Origin of the sequence: Salinisphaera japonica YTM-1 (assembly GCF_003788585.1) — a bacterium.
Taxonomy (GTDB): Bacteria; Pseudomonadota; Gammaproteobacteria; order Nevskiales; family Salinisphaeraceae; genus Salinisphaera; species Salinisphaera japonica.
In genome coordinates this window covers 44,265-62,501 of sequence record NZ_AYKG01000011.1, presented here as the reverse complement: position 1 = coordinate 62,501, position 18,237 = coordinate 44,265, and the positions used below count along the sequence as shown (strand labels likewise).

The 18,237-nt window shown below is 65.7% G+C and carries 16 protein-coding genes and 1 pseudogene; 11 read left to right on the top strand and 6 right to left on the bottom strand.

The window, feature by feature from the left end; translation table 11 throughout:
• Positions 1-191: 191 nt before the first annotated feature.
• The 5 genes and pseudogenes from SAJA_RS15525 to SAJA_RS04685 form a co-directional block, all read left to right on the top strand.
• Positions 192-368, top strand: a pseudogene (locus tag SAJA_RS15525) (BrnT family toxin); the annotation flags it as partial.
• Positions 365-580 (top strand): BrnA antitoxin family protein, encoded by a 216-nt coding sequence (locus tag SAJA_RS04700; RefSeq protein ID WP_123657508.1) that lies wholly within the window; start codon positions 365-367, stop codon positions 578-580. The pseudogene SAJA_RS15525 and the gene SAJA_RS04700, both read left to right, overlap by 4 nt.
• 184 nt (positions 581-764) lie before the next feature.
• Entirely contained in the window at positions 765-1,112 is a 348-nt protein-coding gene (locus tag SAJA_RS04695; protein WP_123657507.1) for an ArsR/SmtB family transcription factor, read from the top strand.
• The gene (gene arsC / locus SAJA_RS04690) at positions 1,109-1,519 is read left to right on the top strand and encodes an arsenate reductase (glutaredoxin) (RefSeq protein WP_123657506.1); all 411 of its coding nucleotides are present in this window, start codon (positions 1,109-1,111) and stop codon (positions 1,517-1,519) included. Before SAJA_RS04695 ends, arsC begins: the two co-directional genes overlap by 4 nt.
• Positions 1,520-1,525: 6 nt before the next feature.
• A complete protein-coding gene (locus tag SAJA_RS04685) occupies positions 1,526-2,845 on the top strand; it encodes an arsenic transporter (protein ID WP_123657505.1) in 1,320 nt (439 codons plus the stop codon).
• Here the strand turns inward: SAJA_RS04685 and SAJA_RS04680 are convergent.
• From SAJA_RS04680 to ptsP, 6 genes are all read right to left on the bottom strand, one after another.
• Positions 2,842-3,195, bottom strand: coding sequence for a hypothetical protein (locus SAJA_RS04680; RefSeq protein WP_123657504.1), 354 nt, complete (start codon positions 3,193-3,195; stop codon positions 2,842-2,844). The genes SAJA_RS04685 and SAJA_RS04680 overlap by 4 nt on opposite strands.
• A gap of 74 nt (positions 3,196-3,269) precedes the next feature.
• Positions 3,270-4,103 carry an alpha/beta fold hydrolase gene (locus tag SAJA_RS04675; RefSeq protein WP_123657503.1) on the bottom strand — a complete coding sequence of 278 codons (834 nt, stop codon included), beginning with the start codon at positions 4,101-4,103 and terminating at the stop codon, positions 3,270-3,272.
• An 85-nt stretch (positions 4,104-4,188) separates the two neighbouring features.
• Positions 4,189-4,974: a class I SAM-dependent methyltransferase gene (locus tag SAJA_RS04670; RefSeq protein WP_221180126.1), complete on the bottom strand. Its 786-nt coding sequence runs from the start codon at positions 4,972-4,974 to the stop codon at positions 4,189-4,191.
• A gap of 53 nt (positions 4,975-5,027) precedes the next feature.
• The gene (locus SAJA_RS04665) at positions 5,028-6,782 is read right to left on the bottom strand and encodes a fructose-specific PTS transporter subunit EIIC (RefSeq protein WP_123657502.1); all 1,755 of its coding nucleotides are present in this window, start codon (positions 6,780-6,782) and stop codon (positions 5,028-5,030) included.
• Entirely contained in the window at positions 6,779-7,753 is a 975-nt protein-coding gene (locus SAJA_RS04660; protein ID WP_123657501.1) for a 1-phosphofructokinase family hexose kinase, read from the bottom strand. Before SAJA_RS04660 ends, SAJA_RS04665 begins: the two co-directional genes overlap by 4 nt.
• Positions 7,750-10,623 (bottom strand): phosphoenolpyruvate--protein phosphotransferase, encoded by a 2,874-nt coding sequence (ptsP, locus tag SAJA_RS04655; RefSeq protein ID WP_123657500.1) that lies wholly within the window; start codon positions 10,621-10,623, stop codon positions 7,750-7,752. Before ptsP ends, SAJA_RS04660 begins: the two co-directional genes overlap by 4 nt.
• 194 nt (positions 10,624-10,817) lie before the next feature.
• Here ptsP and SAJA_RS04650 point away from each other — a divergent pair, with 194 nt between their 5' ends.
• From SAJA_RS04650 to SAJA_RS04625, 6 genes are all read left to right on the top strand, one after another.
• Positions 10,818-11,843: a substrate-binding domain-containing protein gene (locus tag SAJA_RS04650; protein WP_123657499.1), complete on the top strand. Its 1,026-nt coding sequence runs from the start codon at positions 10,818-10,820 to the stop codon at positions 11,841-11,843.
• 264 nt (positions 11,844-12,107) lie between these two features.
• Positions 12,108-13,463, top strand: coding sequence for a sugar porter family MFS transporter (locus SAJA_RS04645; protein WP_221180127.1), 1,356 nt, complete (start codon positions 12,108-12,110; stop codon positions 13,461-13,463).
• A 119-nt stretch (positions 13,464-13,582) separates the two neighbouring features.
• Positions 13,583-14,461 (top strand): SDR family NAD(P)-dependent oxidoreductase, encoded by an 879-nt coding sequence (locus tag SAJA_RS04640; RefSeq protein ID WP_123657497.1) that lies wholly within the window; start codon positions 13,583-13,585, stop codon positions 14,459-14,461.
• Positions 14,458-15,285, top strand: coding sequence for an alpha/beta hydrolase (locus SAJA_RS04635; protein ID WP_123657496.1), 828 nt, complete (start codon positions 14,458-14,460; stop codon positions 15,283-15,285). The genes SAJA_RS04640 and SAJA_RS04635 overlap by 4 nt, the downstream gene beginning before the upstream one ends.
• Before the next feature lie 203 nt (positions 15,286-15,488).
• Positions 15,489-16,631 (top strand): OmpP1/FadL family transporter, encoded by a 1,143-nt coding sequence (locus SAJA_RS04630; RefSeq protein ID WP_184999751.1) that lies wholly within the window; start codon positions 15,489-15,491, stop codon positions 16,629-16,631.
• A 379-nt stretch (positions 16,632-17,010) separates the two neighbouring features.
• Positions 17,011-18,234 (top strand): cytochrome c, encoded by a 1,224-nt coding sequence (locus tag SAJA_RS04625; RefSeq protein ID WP_221180125.1) that lies wholly within the window; start codon positions 17,011-17,013, stop codon positions 18,232-18,234.
• Positions 18,235-18,237 lie beyond the last annotated feature (3 nt).

Genomic DNA, 18,237 nt, shown 5'->3' with positions numbered 1-18,237 from the left:
AACGCCGCAGGGCGTGATTTGCGGCCCAACCCTTCGGGACAAGCGCTGTTTTGCGGCAATACAGCGTTCTAGCCCACTGGCGCAGAATGACTGCGCGGCGTGAGCTACGCCTCGTCTTGCCGCAAAACAGCGATTGGCGCGGACTCGTATGAAACGGCAACAGGCCCTAAGACGAATACGCCAGCCAGTTCTTCGACGACAAACAGTCCGAACCGGAGGATCGCTTCATCCTGCTCGGCCTGAGCGACCGTTCGCGGATACTCATCGTCTGCCACTGCGAACGGTCACACGGCCAGCTCATCCGCCTCATATCAGCCCGCAAGGCCAAGGCCCGCGAAGGTCAGTATTACGAAGGTCCGATGCCATGAAAGAGGAATATGATTTTTCAACGATGACATCCCGCAAGAATCCGTATGCGGCAAAGCTCAAGCGCCAGGTCACGATTCGTATGCGAGACGACGTCATCACCTACTTCAAGACCATGGCCGAGGAAACGGGAATTCCTTACCAGAGCCTGATCAATCTGTATCTCCGGGACTGCATGACGAACGGTCGCCAGCCCGATCTGTCTTGGAAATAACGCACGCCGGCCACACCGCACGTCGTAACCGCATCACGCTACGGTGACCGCCAAAGCCGGACGCCGCCCACAAGCCGACCCTCTGTATTCATTCGCGTTTATTGGCGTTCATTCGCGGACAGCTTCAAAGAACCCACCGCGCAACGCATTGCGCTCGCCGCATAATGTCGATATATTTGGACATATGGACGAGTCAATCGCGATCGCACGTTTTGCCGCCCTGGCCCAGGAAACACGGCTGGCGGTCTTTCGCCTGCTGGTAACGGCCGAGCCCGACGGCCTGGCCGCCGGCGAGATCGCGCGCCGGCTGGCCGTGCCGCACAACACGATGTCGGCCCATCTGGCCGTGCTTACACGGGCCGGGTTGGCCACGGCCACGCGGCACTCGCGCTCTATGATCTATCGCGCCGAGCTGGGCGCGGTGCGCGAGACGCTGTTCTATCTGGCCCGCGACTGTTGCAACGGGCGGCCCGAGGTCTGTGCCGGGCTGGTCGATGCACTGGTCGAAGCACCCGCCGAGACAAAAACATGACCGTCACGATCTATTACAAAGCCGCCTGTGGCACGTCACGTAACGCATTGGCGATGATCCGAGCCTCGGGCGAAGACCCTGAGATCATCGAGTATCTGGACCACCCGCTATCGCTGGCCGAGCTGCGTGCGCTGATTGCCCGCCTGGGCATTGCCCCGAGCGAACTGCTGCGTGCGAAAGAGGCCAAGGCCGCCGAACTCGGCCTGACACGGGCCGCGATCAGCGACGATGCCCTGCTCGCGGCGATGCAGGCTCATCCGATCCTGATCAACCGGCCCGTGGTCATCACGGACACGGGCGCGGCGTTGTGCCGGCCGTCCGAGCGGGTACTGGCGTTATTAGCCAATCCCGTCGCGGTCTTTGAAAAAGAAGACGGTGAGATCGTGCACGCCCGGCACGGCGGCTGATCACCGATGCTGGCACTGACAATCTTCGTGGCCACGCTGGCCCTGGTGCTCATCCAGCCCCGTGGGCTGGGCATCGGCTGGTCGGCCATGGCCGGGGCCGGGCTGGCATGGGCCACGGGCGTGGTCGATCTGGCCGACGTAGCCACGGTCTGGGGCATCGTCTGGGACGCCACGTTCACGTTTGTCGCGTTGATTCTGATCTCGTTGATCCTCGACGGCGCCGGCTGTTTTGCCTGGGCCGCGCTGCATATCGCGCGACGGGCTGCGGGCCGCACGCGCGCCTTGTTCATTTATGTGGTGCTGCTGGGCGCACTGATCGCCGCGGTATTTGCCAACGACGGCGCTGCCCTGCTGCTCACGCCCATCGTGGCAGCGATTCTGGCACGGCTGGGCCTGGCCGGGCCCGCAGCACTGGCTTTCATCATCGCCACCGGCTTCATCGCGGATACCGCCAGCCTGCCGCTGACCCTCTCCAATCTCGTGAATATCGTGACGGCCAATTATTTCGGGATCGGCTTTGATCGCTATGCCTTGATCATGGCCCCGGTGGCCCTGGTCTCGATCGCGGCCACGCTGGGTGTGCTGCTCGTGTTCTTCGCACGCGATCTGCCAAGCCGTTATAGCGCCGACGTATTGACCGATCCGGCCACGGCGATTGTCGATCGACAGGTTTTCTATCTGGCCGGCCCGTTGCTCGTGGTGCTGCTGGCCGCTCTGTTCGGTCTGGCCGCCTACGATGTGCCGTTTTCGGCGACGATCGGCAGCGCCGCCGGGTTATTGCTGTTGATCGCGGCCCGCGTGGGTCAGCCCGGCCAGCGCCCGCGTATCGCGCTCAAGCCGGTGATAGCCAACGCGCCCTGGCCCATCGTGTGGTTTTCGTTGGGCATGTATGTCGTGGTCTATGGCCTGGGCCAGGCTGGGCTGACAGCACATGCGGCCGGCGTGCTGGCCTGGCTGGCCGGTCAGGGCCATTTCATCGCCACCGTGGGCACCGGTTTCGTGGTGGCGGCAACGGCGGCGATGATGAACAACATGCCGGCCACGCTGGTGGCCAGCCTGGCGATCGATCAGGCGCCTGTGGATGCGCTCACGCGCGAGTTGATGATCCATGCCAGCATCATCGGCAACGATCTCGGCCCGAAATTCACGCCCATCGGCAGCCTGGCCACCCTGCTCTGGCTGCATGTGCTGGCCGGCAAGGGCCATGCAATCGGCTGGGGCCAATACATGAAGATCGGGCTGATCCTGACCCCGCCGGTTCTACTGGCTGCGCTTGTCGCCCTGTGGGCCTGGCTGCCCGTGGCGAATCACCTGGCCGGTACTTAGCTCGCAGCGTCGTCCGGCGTGGCCAGCGCGTTGGCCGAGCGGATCGGACGATAGATACAGGCGGTGCCGCCCGGCGTGGCCGACACCGAGAAACGCAGATCACAGTTGGCGGCCGTAAATAGTGCCGACTGCTCGGAGCCAGCCTCATCGCCGGGGCGATACAGAATCTTCTGGCCGGCCTCGCACTGGCTGGCCACGTTGATCGGCTTCCAGGTGCTGACCTGGCACAGCGTGTCCTGGTCGATATCACTAGCGGCGGTCATATGGTTGCCGGGCGCCTGGCTCTGCTGACAGCCAGCCAGTACCGACAGGGCGAAACCGGCCAGGCCGGCCACGAAAATACGTTTCATCTGCACACTCATAAAAAAGCCGATATCGACAACATGGCCGATATCGGCTGGCGGCATTCTGAACGAACGATTCCCTAGTTCAAGAAATCCATCAGCGCCTTGTTGAAGGCCTCGGGGTGCGTGGCGTTGATGCCGTGCGGCCCGCCTTCGATGACGTGCAGCGAGGCGTCCTTGACCGTATCCGCCGTGCGCTTGCCGGACACCTCCAACGGCACGATGCCATCGGCATCGCCGTGGATGACCAGCGCGGGCACATCGATCTTTTTCAGATCATCGCGGAAGTCGGTACGCCCGAAGGCGCCGATGCAGTCCAGCGTGCCCTTGGGCGAGGCGGCCCAGGCGATATTGCGGTGATAAACCCGATTGGCCTCGGACACCAGCAGGCCTTCTTTCTCGGTCGAGAAGAACTGGGTCGAGAAATCCTCGAAGAACGCGGCCCGATCGGCTTTCACGCCGTCCTCGAAAGACTGGATGGTGGCATCGTCCAGGCCGCCGTCCGGGTTGTCGTCGGTGACATACAGATACGGCGGCACCGCCGCCGCAAACACCACTCCAGCCAGACGATCGGTACCGTGATTACCCACGTAACGCGCGACTTCGCCGCCGCCCATGGAAAAACCCACCAGCGTGGCATCCTTCAAATCCAGCTGGTTCATCAGCGTGTTCAGATCAGCCGCCAGCGTGTCGTAGTCATAACCGGTATGCGGCTGGCTGGATTGGCCGAAGCCGCGCCGGTCATAGGTGATCACGCGATAACCGGCGGCCACCAGGGGCATCACCTGGTTTTCCCAGGAGCGCCCGGACAGCGGCCAGCCGTGGATGAGCACCACCGGCTTGCCGGCGCCCACGTCTTCGTAATACAGCTCGATCGGGGCCGAGTTCTCGGTGCCGACTTTGATAGTTGCCATGACATTGCTCTCGTTTAAGCGTGAACAGCGCCAGTGTGCGCATGCTCGCCCGGCCGACTCAAGCCGGCCGGGCGAACCGTGTCGATCAATCGCTCGTCGGCACGAAGCGATAGATGAACTCGTCGGTATGGCCTTTGATCGGCTCGTCGAAAACCTTGATCTTGTGCGAGTCGTCCGGGTTGGCCAACGCATCGCTGGCGCCGTCAAAGCGGTAGCCGGCCGCCACGATCTGTTTTTTCACCAGCGCCGGATCGATACGGTGCAGATCCGAAGTATGGGCCAGGCCCGTGCCGCGAGTCGCCGCATGGTCGTTGACCAGCAGCACGCCGTCGTCGGCCAGCAGCGGTTTGATCTCGCTGGCAAACGCTTGGGGCGTGATCGTGCCCATGCCCTTGTTGGCAAAATCGTGCAGGTTCTGTGCGGTAAAGACCAGATCGGCGGGGGGGCTCTCGATCGACGACAACGCATCGGCATCGACGGTCACGACCTCGACGTTGGCATGGCCCGGCTCGGCGGCCATTTTCTTGATACCGGCCAGCGCATCCGGGTGTTTCTCGGCCACGGCCGTCGGCAGCACGGTGACTACATGCCCGTCCTCGCCCACGATATCGGAGAGCATGGCGGTCCAGTAGCCGCTGCCGGGGATCAGCTCGATGACGGTATCGCCCGGCTCAACCTGGGAGAACATCAGTACCGCCGCCGGCTTGCGGCGCTCGTCGTCGGCTGCGGCATCGCCACGCGCCGGATCGGCGATCGCGTTTTCGATCGGCGCGGGGACATCACTCGGCCCGGCGTCCGAGCGATCAGCCAGGGCCGGGCCGGCCACCGCAAGGCCCGCGGTGACAACAAACGTGCTCAGTAGTCGATACATAACAATTCCGGGTTGACGTGTCAGCCCCACTGTACGCGCCCGGCGGGCGATTGCTATGTCTGCTGTGTGATACCGCTTTCTTCGCTGGCCTGGCCAGGCGCGTCGCCGGCGTTTTTCTTGATCACCGCATAGGCCAGCCCGGCCAGCAGGGAGCCGGCGGCGATCGCCGCCAGATATGCCAGTGCGTGGCTCACCGCCCCCGGAATCAACAACACGAACAGCCCGCCGTGGGGCGCCATCAGTTTGCAGCCGAACAGCATGGACAGTGCGCCGGTCAGCGCCCCACCGACGATACACACCGGCAGCACCCGCAGCGGATCCTTGGCGGCAAACGGAATCGCGCCCTCGCTGATGAAGCACAGGCCCAGTACAAGCGCCGCCTTGCCGCCCTCGCGCTCGGATTCAGCAAACTTGGCGCGTGCGACGATGCTGGCGATGCCCATGGCGATGGGCGGGACCATGCCGGCCGCCATGATCGCGCCCATCGGCAGATAGGTCTGTGACGACAGCAGGCCGACGCCGAAGGTATAGGCGGCCTTGTTGATCGGCCCGCCCATATCGATACACATCATCGCGCCCAGCAGCGCGCCCAGCAGCACGGCGTTGGTCGAGCCCATCGAGTTCAGAAACGCGGTCAGCGAGGTCAGTATTGCGGCCACCGGCGTGCCCACGACATAGATCATCGTCAGCCCCGTCACCAGCGAGGCGGCCAGCGGGATGATGAGAATCGGCTTCAAGGATTCCATGCTGGCCGGCAGCGGCACGGCTTTCTTGATGGCGTTGGCCACGTAGCCGGCCAGAAAACCGGCCACGATGCCGCCGAGAAAACCGGCCCCCAGATCGGTGGCCAGCCAGCCGCCGATCAACCCCGGCGTCAGCCCCGGCCGATCGGCGATGGAGTAAGCGATATAACCAGCCAGCACCGGCACCATCAGCTTGAACGCCGAGCCGCCGCCGATCTGCATGAGTGCGGCGGCCAGGCTGCCTTTTTCATCCGCGGCATCGATCCCGAAGACAAACGACAGGGCGATACACAACCCGCCGGCCACCACGATCGGCAGCATATAGGACACGCCGGTCAACAGATGCTTGTAGACCCCGCGCTCCTTGAGCGATTTCTTGGGCGCCGTCTTGGCTGCAGCCGCCGCGCCCTCACCGGCAGGCACCGCCTCGGTGAGGGCGGCCTCGATCGTCGGGCGCGGTTTTTTCAGCGCCGTTCCCGTGGCCGTGCGATAGATCGGCTTGCCGGCAAAACGGGTTTCATCGACCTCGATATCACAGGCCAGCAGCACCACGTCGGCCGCCGCGATCTCGTCGTCGGTGAGCGCGTCCTGGGCGCCCACCGAGCCCTGGGTTTCCACGCGGATGCCATGTCCCATCGCCCGGCCGGCTTCAGACAAGGCTTCTGCCGCCATGAAGGTATGGGCCACGCCGGTCGGACAGGCCGTGACCGCCACGATCTGCTTGGCGCTTGGCGCGTTCGCGCTGACCTCGGGCCGCACGGTGCAAAGCGCCGACGGCGCGTTGGCATGGTCATAGACCACGGATTCGTGCTCGGCCGCGTCCAGCACGACATCCGGCGTGGCAAGTGCCGCGCCGATATCGGCGTGATAGAGCGCGCGCCCGTCATAACGAGCCAGATCCACCGGCGCGCTGGCCGCCACGATGACAAGCTCGGAGGCGCCCGTATCCTCCTCGTGGAAAACGGTCTGCCAGCCGCGCCGTTCGGCGGCCCGCGACAGACGCTGTGCGGCCAGCCAGGAGGTGGTGTGCCCGCCCGGGCAGGCCGTGACGATCGTGAGTTTCATGGGCTGGGCTCCCGGGCTGTCGCGACAGCACCGTGCGGGGTCGTTTCCAGGCACACCTGGGCCTGCAGATCAGAAAAATCAGGGGCATCGGCACGGCCAACGCCGACATGGCGCACCGCCTCGGCGGCCAGCGCACAGGCAAACCTCAGCGCCTCGTCGGTGGCCTGGCCGGATAGCTGGCCGTGCAACAGGCCCGCCAACAGGCTGTCGCCGGCACAGACCGTATTGGCCACGGCCACCCGCGGCGGCGTAACCACCCACAATTGGCCGGCGTGACAGGCATAAAGCCGCTCCCCGCCGCGCGAGACGATGACGTGGGCGCCGCCCGCGGCCTGCATGTCGTGGGCCGCGGTCAGCAGCTCGGCCTCATCGGCCAGCGCCACGCCGGCCCATTCGGCCAATTCGCAGGCGTTGGGCTTGACCCACGCGCAGCCGGCAGCGACACCGGCCGCCAGCGCCGCCCCGCTGGTATCCAGCCACACCGGCACCTCGTATGTGTGGCAGCGCTGGACGATATCGCCGATGCGGGCCGGTGCGATGCCTGGCGCCAGGCTGCCCGCCAGCACGACCGCGGCCGGGGCCTGCGCCAATGCGTCGTCGAGTGTGGCCATAAACGCCTGCCAATCGGTGTCGTTGACGATGGCCCCGGGCGTATTCACGTCGCTGACCCGGCCATCGGCCTCGCCGATCTTCACGTTGGTACGCGTGGCCCCGGCGATACGGGTACAGCGATCCACCAGGCCGTGGGCCGCGAACAGGCGAGCATGGGCACCGTCGTTTTCATCGCCCAGAAAACCGGCCACGGTGACGTCATGGCCGAGTGCGGCCAGCACACAGGCCACGTTGTGGCCCTTGCCAGCGGCCACCGTGGCGGCATTCCGTGCGCGATGCAGCGTGCCGGGCACGAGCTGATCCACGCCGATGGACAGATCCAGCGCCGGGTTCAAGGTAATGGCCAGCACGTGGCTCATGTCTCGGCCTCGACGGCTTCACGCACGGCCTCGGCCGTGCCCAGCGCCAGCAGTTTATCGGCGCGCACGCTCATATCGCGCTGGCACAGCTCGCGAATACGTGCCTTGACCAGCGGAATCTGGCGCGCGTTGACCGAGACCTCATCCACGCCAAGGCCCACCAGCACGCCGATGGCCTGGGCATCACTGGCCAGCTCGCCGCAGACACCCACCCAGCAATCCTGGCCGGCCGCTGCCTGCACGGTCATGCGAATCAGGCGCAGCACGGCCGGATGCAGGCCATCGGCCTGGGCCGACAGCCGCGGATGGCCGCGATCAATGGCCAGCGTGTACTGGGTGAGATCGTTGGTGCCGATGGAAAAGAAATCCACGTGCGGGGCCAGGGTTTCGGCCAGCAGCGCACAGGAAGGGATCTCGATCATCACGCCGAGCTGGACATCGACATCGTCAAAATCGGCGATCACGCGGTCATAGATGGCCTTGCCCGCATGGAACTCGGCCACGTCCTTGACCATGGGAAACATGATCCGCAGCGGACGGCCCGCACTCGCGGCAATCAACGCCCGCATCTGGCTTTCTAGTACCGCCGGGCGGGTCAGCGCCAGGCGAATACCGCGCAGGCCCAGAAACGGGTTGTCCTCGGGCGGTACCGGCCAGTAATCCAGCGGCTTGTCGCCGCCGACATCCAGCGTACGGGCCACCAACGGCCGATGCGGGCCCAGCGCATCGAAGGCGCGTCGATACTCGGCCATCTGGGTATCCAGATCCGGGGCCTGCGGGTGCGCCATGAAGATGAACTCGGTGCGCAACAGGCCCACGCCCTCGGCGCCGCGCTCGACGGCATCAAGCGCATGCGAGGTGTTGCCCAGATTGGCCGCGACCTCGATGCGCACGCCGTCGGTGGTGGTCGCCGGCTCGTGGCGGGCGGCAAAGGCACGTTCTTCCAGGGCGGCGCGCTCGGCGATGGCTTTTTCGGTGCGCGCCCGGCGTGCCTCGCTCGGCTCGGCCACCACGCGCCCGCGCTCGCCGTCGATGATCAGATCGATCCCGTCGACCAGCGACAAAATGCCTTCGCCAGCGCCCACCACCGCCGGCATGCCCAGGCTGCGCGCCAGAATCGCCGAGTGCGAGGTCGCCCCGCCCTTGGCCGTGACCAGACCCTTCACGCGCTGGGTATCGAGCTGGGCCACGTCCGAGGGCCCGATATCCTCGGCGATCAGAATATAACGATGATCCGGCGGCGCGGGCATGGCCACGCCGCACAGCCGGCCCAGCACACGCCGGCCGACATCGCGCAGATCGGCCGCACGCTCGGCCAGTATCCGATCAGCCAGGGCCGCCTGGGCTCGCGCCGAGGCATCGATGGCCGCCCACCAGCCGGCCTCGGCCGAGGCGCCCTCGTTGATCGCCTCGACCGCGGCCTCGCGCAGTTCGGGATCGCGCAGCATCTCTTCGTGCATCGACAGGATCTCGGCCATATCGCCGCCGTCGGCGGCCTGGGTGAGATCGGTCAGCTGGCTATAGGCCGCACGAATGGCGGCGTCCAGGCGCTTGCGCTCGCCCACCGAGTCATCGCTGGTCTCGGCGTATTCGAACTCGGGCAGGCGCATGACGAACACCGGGGCAATGGCCATGCCGGGCGAGGCCGCCACCGCGGCCAGCGGCGTATCGGGCGCCGGCGCCGGCGCCCGAGCCACGGGTGTCAGCTTGTTACGCGACGGGCGGGCCTCGCTGGTGTCTTCCAGGGGCAATACGTCTTCGCCCAGACCGCCGCGCACCGCATCGGCAATCGCGCCCAGCGCGTGGGCCGCGCCTTCGCCTTCGGCCGAAAACACCAGCATCTGGCCGCGCCGGGCCCCCAGGCCGATGACCTTGGTCAGGCTGGCCGCCGAAACCGCATCCGCCCCGCCGGCCTCCAGGCGCACCCGGATCGGCAGGCGCTGCTCCCGCGCGACCTGAACCAGCTGCTTGGCCGGGCGGGCATGCAGCCCGTGGGCGTTGCGTACCCGCACGCGCAACACCTCGGCGCCGGCGGATTCGCCGGCCAGCCGGCCCAGCAGCTGGGCCCCGTCCAACTCGGCCAGGCGCCGGCCCTCACCGGCTTCCAGCACACCCAACAAACGCGCGAGCAACTCGTTGATGGCCTGCTGCGTGGCCCCGTCGGCCGCATTGGGCCGGGCCAGCACGAACACGCCGGTCACGTCGTCAATCTCGGCCGGCGTGGCCAGCCCCAGCGCCGGCTGGCGCGCATCGATACAGGCCTCGACCAGCCATAGCGCATCGCCGAGTTCGGTCGGCCGCGCGGCCATCGCCGCGGCCACGAAGCCCGGCCCGGCCGCCCCGGCGTCGTGCAGGCGGGCCGCGGCGATCGCGGTCAGCCCTTCGCGGCTGGCCACGGGCACGCGGGCGGCGATGGTGGCCTTGTCCAGGCGGCCGGTCACCGGCGCCCGTGACAGCAGCGCGACCACGTCTTCGGCCCGCTCGGCCCGGGCCAGCCTGTCGGCCACGCCGGGCGTATCCAGCACGTGGGTGAGCTGGCGCAGGATATCCAGATGCTGATCCCCGGCGGCCGCGATGGTCACGATCACGCAGACCTCGTTGCCGTCGTGCCAGGTCACCCCGTCGGGAAACTGCAGCACGCGCAGACCGGTCTGGCGCACCCAGCGCGCGGCCGGCTTGGTGCCGTGCGGGATCGCGATGCCGTTACCGAGATAGGTCGAGGACTGGGCCTCGCGCTCGAACAGGGCATCGGCGTAATCGGGCTCGACCAGCTCGGCCGCGATCAACGCCTGGCCGGCCTGGGCCAGGGCGTCGCGCCAGTCGGCAGCCGTGCGATCCAGCAAAACAGCATCAGGGGTGAGTTCGAGCATGGGCATCCTGCGGATCGAGACCGACCCCGCCCGAACATGGCACGGGCAGCTGATCGGTCTATTCGCCAAACGGCGCATGGCTGAATCGTGTCAGCCTGACTAGAGTCGCATGCTGTAAGTGCCGCGATTCAGAATCAAGTGTATTACCTACGATTCATACAAAAGTCTCAAGCCTGTCATGAGGCCGATTTGTCATGACCACGAAGCCAAAAACACTGGCGGATATTGCGCGCCTGGCCGGCGTGTCGCGCACCACGGCCAGTTATGTGGTCAACGGTCAGGCGGGCGCCCGGCGGATCAGCCCGGCCACGGTTGCGCGCGTCGAGGCCGTGATCGCCGAGCACGATTTCAGCGTGGACATACGCGCGGCCGCCCTGCGCCGGGGCAAGACACGCACGCTGGGTCTTATCGTCCCCGACCTGGAGAACACCAGCTATGCGCGCCTGGCCAAACAGATCGAGCGCCGGCTGCGCGAGCAGGGGTATCAGCTGGTGATCGTGGATTCCGACGATGACGCCGCCACCGAACGGGCGCTGGTGGCCGGCCTGCGTGCACGCAAGATCGATGGTTTGATCGTGGCCTCGTGCCTGGCCGAACACGATGCCCTCTACCCCGAGATTCAGGCCGCGGGCACCCCCGTGATCGCGCTCGACCGGCCGTTGTCGGCAACCCACCTGCGCAGCGTGGCGTCCTCCAATCAAGGCGCGGCGAGACAGCTCACACAGGCGGTGCTGGCCAACCGGGCCAGGCATGCGCCGCCGGGCGATATTCTCTGGCTCGATGCGGTCGCCGAACTGTCGATCACGCGCCGCCGCCGGGCCGGTTTTCTAGACGCCGTGGCGGACCAGCCGGTCGGCGCGCATACCCGTTGTGGCACGCGCTATGACCGGGCGACCGGCGCGGGCCTGCTGCGCGATCATCTGGCCGAGCACGCCTGGCCGGCCGCGATCGTGACCGCTGCCTATCCGCTTCTGGACGGCGCGCTGGATGTGCTGCTGGATCGACACGCGACACCGACCAGCCGCGCCATGCCGCAGCTGGCTACCTTCGGCGATCATCGCCTGCTCGATTTCCTGCCCACCACCGTTTTCACGATGGCCCAACAACACGAGCACGTGGCCGCGCGGGCCGTGGAGCGGCTGCTGGCCGCGTTGGCCGGCACGATCGATCCGGGCCGCGATCGGCTCGATCGGATTCTGCGCCAGCGCCCGCCGCGGTGATTATCTGGCTGATACAAAAACATTAAACATTCGTCGTAAAACCGCCTGAAAACGACGATCTGGCGTGGGAATCGGTCCCACGACGCGCTATTTTAACGCCACGTCGTAAGCGCCCGCGCTCGCGGCAAGGCTTGAACCACAGCTGCGATCGTCGCCGACGCATCGCTCAGGGAGTGTCACATGGCAGGGACCGCTGAATCTTCTTCGTCCAACGGTGCGACGCGCACCCCACCACAGGCTGTGGCCCATGCCGATATCGTGCCCATGGTATGGCTGTCCTGCGGGCTGGCCGCACTGGCGGGCCTGCTGTTCGGCATGGATATCGGCGTGATATCCGGCGCCCTGCCGTTCATCAACGAAGAGTTCAATCTCTCGTCGCAGATGGAAGGCTGGGTCGTGTCCTCGATGATGGTGGGGGCGGCCGCCGGCGCGCTCTCCGCCGGCTCGATCTCCAAGAGCATGGGACGCAAGCGCGCCCTTCTGGCCTCATCGGCGCTGTTCATCGTGGGCGCTCTGGTCTGTGTCGTCGCCCAGGGCCCGACGCTGCTGTGGATCGGGCGTATTCTGCTGGGCCTGGCCGTGGGCGTGGCCTCATTCACCGCGCCGTTGTATCTCTCCGAAGTCACGCCCGAGCGGATACGCGGCACGACCATCTCGTTCTATCAGTTGATGGTCACGGTGGGCATTCTGGCGGCTTTCGTCTCCAACGCGGCGTTTTCCTATATCGAGAGCTGGCGCTGGATGTTCGGCGTGCTGGTGATCCCGGCGATTCTGTTGTTCGTGGGCGCCCTGTCGGTGCCCAACAGCCCGCGCTGGCTGGCCGCTAAGGACCGCTTCGACGAGGCGCGCGATGTCCTGTCCAAGCTGCGCGGCACCAAAGAAGAGGTCGACTACGAGCTGGGTGAGATCCGGGACGCGCTCAATCGTGAGTCCGAGGCCAAGGGGTTTGCGATGTTCAAGCGCAACCCGAACTTCCGCCGCTCGGTGTTTCTGGGCTTTGCGCTACAGATCGTGCAGCAGTTCACGGGCATGAACGTGATCATGTACTACGCGCCGCGTATCTTTCAGATGTCCGGCTTCGAAGGCACCTCGGCCAGCCTCTGGGCCACCGTGGTCACGGGCCTGACCAACGTGCTGGCCACCTTCATCGCCATCGCCCTGGTCGACCGCGCCGGGCGCAAGCCGATTCTCTATGCCGGCTTTTTCATGATGGGCGTGACCATGGCCGTGCTGTCATTCGTGCTGCATATCGGTGCGACCACGACCTTTTTGCAATACCTGGCCATGGCCATGGTGCTGATCTTCGTGGTGGGCTTTGCCATGTCGGCCGGCCCGCTGATCTGGACGCTGTGTGCCGAGATTCAGCCGCTGCAGGGCCGTGACTTCGGTATCGGCGTGTCTACCGGGGCCAACTGGATCGGCAATTTCTGTATCGGCTTTTTCTTCCCGGTGATGCTCACCGGTATCGGCGGCACGGCCACCTTCGGCATTCTGGCCGTAGTCAATATCGCCTTCATCGTCTTCACCCTGCTGCTGGTGCCCGAAACCAAGGGCATCTCGCTGGAAAAGATCGAGCGCAATCTGCTTTCGGGCAAGCGCCTGCGCGATATCGGCATCTAAGCGATGCCCTGTTGGCCCCGCGCGGCGCCTCGGCCGCGCGGTCGCCGCTGATATACTTGCCTAATGAAGCTAATCGACCGGCCGGGCCACCCGACCGGTCGCTTTCGTTGGAGCAGATCATGAGCACGAGCACGCATCCCGCCATTCAGCCCGGTCATGCGGCCGTCGTCACCGGGGCTGCCAGCGGCATCGGCCTGGCCGCGGCCTCTCATTTCGCCGCCCGAGGCATGCACATCGTGCTGGCGGATCGTCCGGGCCATGCGCTGGACGACGCCGTCGAAGACGTTCGCGCCGCTACCCGTAGCGCCGGCCAGGCCGATGTCCAGGTGCGCGGCCGGCCGATCGATGTCGCCGATTTCGAGGCCGTGCAAGCATTGGCCGACGAGGCCGCCCGTGATTTCGATCATATCGGCATCGTGATGAACAACGCGGGCGTGAACGCCGGCGGCGGTGCCTTTGAAAAGATGGACCGCTGGCGCGCGCTGATGGGCGTGAATCTCTGGGGCGTGATCCACGGCGGCCAGGCGTTCGCCCCGAAGCTGCTGGCCCAGACCGGCCCGGCGGCCATCATCAACACCGGCTCCAAGCAGGGCATTACCAACCCGCCGGGCGATACGGCCTATAACGTGACCAAGGCCGGCGTGAAAACCTATACCGAAGCCCTGGCCCACGAGCTGCGCAACGCCGAAGGCGGCGACGACTTGAGCGTGCATCTGCTTGTCCCCGGCTTCACTTATACCGGCATGTCCAAGGCCCGCCACGCCACGCAACCCGCCGAGGCCTGGACGCCCGAACAAGTCATCGAGCGCTTGGATCACGCCATGGCGGCCGGTGATTTCTACGTCATCTGCCCCGACAACGCCGTGGACGAAGAAACTGATCGACGCCGTACCGCCTGGGCCGCCGGCGATATCACCGAAAACCGCCCGGCCCTGTCGCGCTGGCACCCGGACTACAAGGACGCGTTCGAGGCTTATGTGAACGGCGGTGACGCATGAGCAATGTCTGGGATAAGGCGTACGACAACCGCGGGGCTGTGGCCGATGCCGATGCCTGGCTGGCCGCCTGGCAAACCGATGGCGCGGCTTTTCGCCACACCCACGGCTCGCGCATGCGCCAGCGCCGCTACGGCGGCCACCCGCGTGAGTTCATCGATATCGTCGAGCCGGATGCTCCGGCCCACGCCACGCTGGTGTTCATTCACGGCGGCTACTGGCGCTCGTTGGACGCCGCCGAGAACCATCAGCTGGCCGCCGGCGCCCTGGCCTGCGGTCTACGCGTGGCCTTCATCGAATACCCGCTATGCCCGGATGTATCGCTGGAATCCCTCTGTGACTCGGTTATCGCGGCCATTGGCGATATTGCCGATGCCACCTCAGGGGATCTGATCCTGGCCGGGCATTCGGCCGGCGGGCATCTCGTCACCCACGCGGTGACACAACACTCAGGCCTGCCCGACACCGCGCGTGCCCGAATCAAGCGTGTGGTCTCGATCAGCGGCCTGCATGACCTGCGCCCGCTGGCCCGGACCACTGATATCGGTGCCACGCTGGGCCTGGACATGCCGCGCGCCGGTGCGCTGTCGCCGGCCCTGTCTCAGCCCGATTTCCCCGGCGATCTGCTCTGTGTCGTCGGCGCCGATGAGCTGGCCGAGCTCAAGCGCCAGAGCCATCTGCTGGCCAATATCTGGACCGGCCTCGGTGTGGCCACGCAAAGCCACGAACTGGCCGGTGAGCATCATTTTTCTGTCGTCGAGGCCCTGCGCGGTCCGGGCACGGCCCTGACGCGATGGTGTGCCCGTCTGCGCCCGGGCTCAGGCTGACGGATCGTTGATTCATCAACGCCCAGCCACGTCATGAACACGTCATGAAACGGCCAAAATAGCTGCAACAAGCACGCAGTTTTTGATAATCGGCTTTTAAAAGTCGCAACTATACTTAGGTCGCTTATCTTTTAATTTTTCGACCATCTATGATTTCGCTGTCGGCCGGTTGCGGGTCGGGTTCCACCAGAGCGAGTTCAGAGATGTTCAAGAATTGTGTCGTGGCCGGTCTGGGCAGTGTGGGGTTGCTGGGCTCATCAATCGCAATGGCCGGCGGGCTGCAGCGCACGACGCAGTCTGTCTCGGCGATCCTCACGCCGGGCAACTATGCAGAAATCTCGTATACACGCGTCGTACCGGACATTACCGGCACGGGCACGCTATCAGGCGTTGGCACGGGCGATGCGGCAGAGAACTTCAACCTGCCCGCCGGCCTGCTCAAGGTCGATCTGACCGATCGCCTGGCGGCGGGCCTGTTCGTGGATCAGCCCTTCGGCATCGATCTGGAATACGCCGACAACATGCCGGAATTCGGCGGCACCGATGCAACCGCTGATTCCATCGCCTTCACCGGCGTGTTGGCCTATACGCTGCCCTACGAGTTCACGCTGTTCGGCGGCGTGCGTCAGCAGCGCGTGGGCGGCAACGTGACGCTTCAGGGCCTGGGCTATGGCCCGCTGTCAGGCTACAACGTCGATTTTCGCAACGACTGGGGCACGGGCTGGCTGGCCGGCGTGGCCTACGAGCGGCCCGAGATCGCGCTGCGAGTGGCGCTGACCTACAACTCACGAATCACCCACAAACTGCCCTCGCGCGAGCGTCTGGACACCGTCGTGGCCACGCCGGGCGGCGCGGTGCCGGTCAGTCTCGACCAGAGCTCGGTAACGAGCATCGACACCCCGGAAAGCTGGCTGCTCGAGGCCCGTACCGGCATCGCCCCGAACACGGTGGCCTTTGGCTCGGTGCGCTACGTCGAGCACGAGAAATCGCTGCTCGAGCCTGAGCTGTTCACGAATCTCGCCGGCCGTGGCCTGGTCGATTTCGACGACACCATCACCTACGAACTGGGCGTGGGCTATCGCTTCACCTCGTTCTTCTCCGGCTCCGTGTCCGGCCTGATCGAAGACGGCAACAGCGCGCCCTACACCCCGCTGCGGGTGGCCGGCGATCGCCAGGCCGTCGCGCTGGGCGGGCTGTTTCAGCTGACCGAGCGAGTCACCTTCGGCACCGGGCTGAGCTACTTCTGGCTCAACGGCTCACCGGTATCCACCAGCGGCGACCCGCTGGCCGAATTCGACGACGGCCGGTTCTGGGCATTCACCGGCAAGATCGGCGTCGCGTTCTGATCAGCTAATTATCTCCCCGGCGCGTTGGCTAGGGCGTGTTGAGGTTTCATACGAGCGCCGCGTTGGCGTCCGCAAATCGTGTCCTGCAAGGCGCGAGTCGCCGCGTCGTGGCGTGCCACGATCAAGACTCGCAACGCCGAAGGACGCCCATCTTCGATTTTTTATGGGCGGCCCAACCCTTCGGGACAAGCGCCCTAAAATTAACGACACATCGGCAATACAGCGTTCTAGCCCACTGGCGCAGAATGACTGCGCGGCGTCGGCTACGCCTCGTCTTGCCGTAAAACAGCGCTTGGCGCGGACTCGTATGAAACCTCAATACGCCCTAACCCCGGCGCCGGGTGGCATGCTCGAGCTGTCGCCGAGCACGCCCTTAAACATGCGCCCAAGCGTTTTCCGACACCGCCGAACAGTGGTCCGGTCCTGTATCGGCCTGTCGCTATTCATTATTGCGGCCACCGCCACAGGCGCGGCGAGCGACCCTGTCGAGCGCGGGCGGTATCTGGCCGCCGCGGGGAACTGTCAGTCCTGTCATACCCGCGAAGGCGGGGCGCCGTATGCCGGCGGCGTTGCCTTTGAGACGCCGTTGGGCACGCTGTATTCGACCAATATCACGCCGGATGTTCAGACCGGGCTGGGGACGTGGTCGGACGGTGATTTCCTGCGGGCCATGCACGAGGGCATTGGCGACGACGGCGAGCAGCTGTATCCGGCGTTTCCATACACCAGCTATACGAATATGTCGCGGGCGGATATCGCGGCGTTGTGGGCTTATATGCAAACGGTGCCGGCGGTTGATTACACGCCGCCGGATAACGCGCTGATCTTTCCGTTCAACCAGCGCGCGCTGATTCGTGGTTGGAAATGGCTGAACTTCGAACCGGGCGACCTGGACGCGCCGGCGCCGCGTGCTGATCGCCCGGTGGCCCGCGGCCATTATCTGGTCGAAACGCTTGGCCACTGTGGCCAGTGTCATACGCCGCGCAGTACCACATACGCGCTCGACAGCGATCGCGCCCTGACCGGTGCCAAGCTCGGCGGCTGGTATGCGCCCAATATCACGTCCCACGCCGATGGCGTTGGCGGCTGGTCGGATGCCGCACTGGACGAGTATCTGGCCACCGGCCATGTGCGCGCGCCGTCCGCGGCCGCGGTTGCTGCCGGGCCGATGGCCGAGGTGATTACCGACAGCACGCGGGTTTTGAGCGATGCCGACCGGGCCGCGATGATCGCTTATCTACGCACGGTGCCCGCCCGGGCCAGTTCGGCGCCGACGGGCTCGGCCGAGGCCGCCCAAACCAGCGCGCTCGGCGATACGCTTTACGCGCGCCACTGTGTGAGTTGTCACGTTGCGGGCGCGCCGGGCGGGCCGGCCGATGCATTCTCGCGCTATGCCACGGTCACGGGCGCCGATCCGGATAATCTGATCCGCGTGCTCTTGGACGGCGTAGCGCGTACCGGGGCCGACGGGCGCGTTTTCATGCCGGGCTATGCCAGCCGGCTGAGCGATGCCCAGATCGCGGCCCTGGTGAACACGCTGCGGGCCCGCGTGGGGGCAAGCGGTATTTCCGGCGCCGATGTCGCCGCGGCACGAAAACACTGAGGC

Coding starts and splice junctions, on each gene's coding strand:
- SAJA_RS04700 (WP_123657508.1), top strand. CDS start 365: ATGAAAGAGGAATATGATTTTTCAACGATGACATCCCGCAAGAATCCG.
- SAJA_RS04695 (WP_123657507.1), top strand. CDS start 765: ATGGACGAGTCAATCGCGATCGCACGTTTTGCCGCCCTGGCCCAGGAA.
- arsC (WP_123657506.1), top strand. CDS start 1,109: ATGACCGTCACGATCTATTACAAAGCCGCCTGTGGCACGTCACGTAAC.
- SAJA_RS04685 (WP_123657505.1), top strand. CDS start 1,526: ATGCTGGCACTGACAATCTTCGTGGCCACGCTGGCCCTGGTGCTCATC.
- SAJA_RS04680 (WP_123657504.1), bottom strand. CDS start 3,195: ATGAAACGTATTTTCGTGGCCGGCCTGGCCGGTTTCGCCCTGTCGGTA.
- SAJA_RS04675 (WP_123657503.1), bottom strand. CDS start 4,103: ATGGCAACTATCAAAGTCGGCACCGAGAACTCGGCCCCGATCGAGCTG.
- SAJA_RS04670 (WP_221180126.1), bottom strand. CDS start 4,974: ATGTATCGACTACTGAGCACGTTTGTTGTCACCGCGGGCCTTGCGGTG.
- SAJA_RS04665 (WP_123657502.1), bottom strand. CDS start 6,782: ATGAAACTCACGATCGTCACGGCCTGCCCGGGCGGGCACACCACCTCC.
- SAJA_RS04660 (WP_123657501.1), bottom strand. CDS start 7,753: ATGAGCCACGTGCTGGCCATTACCTTGAACCCGGCGCTGGATCTGTCC.
- ptsP (WP_123657500.1), bottom strand. CDS start 10,623: ATGCTCGAACTCACCCCTGATGCTGTTTTGCTGGATCGCACGGCTGCC.
- SAJA_RS04650 (WP_123657499.1), top strand. CDS start 10,818: ATGACCACGAAGCCAAAAACACTGGCGGATATTGCGCGCCTGGCCGGC.
- SAJA_RS04645 (WP_221180127.1), top strand. CDS start 12,108: ATGGTATGGCTGTCCTGCGGGCTGGCCGCACTGGCGGGCCTGCTGTTC.
- SAJA_RS04640 (WP_123657497.1), top strand. CDS start 13,583: ATGAGCACGAGCACGCATCCCGCCATTCAGCCCGGTCATGCGGCCGTC.
- SAJA_RS04635 (WP_123657496.1), top strand. CDS start 14,458: ATGAGCAATGTCTGGGATAAGGCGTACGACAACCGCGGGGCTGTGGCC.
- SAJA_RS04630 (WP_184999751.1), top strand. CDS start 15,489: ATGTTCAAGAATTGTGTCGTGGCCGGTCTGGGCAGTGTGGGGTTGCTG.
- SAJA_RS04625 (WP_221180125.1), top strand. CDS start 17,011: ATGCGCCCAAGCGTTTTCCGACACCGCCGAACAGTGGTCCGGTCCTGT.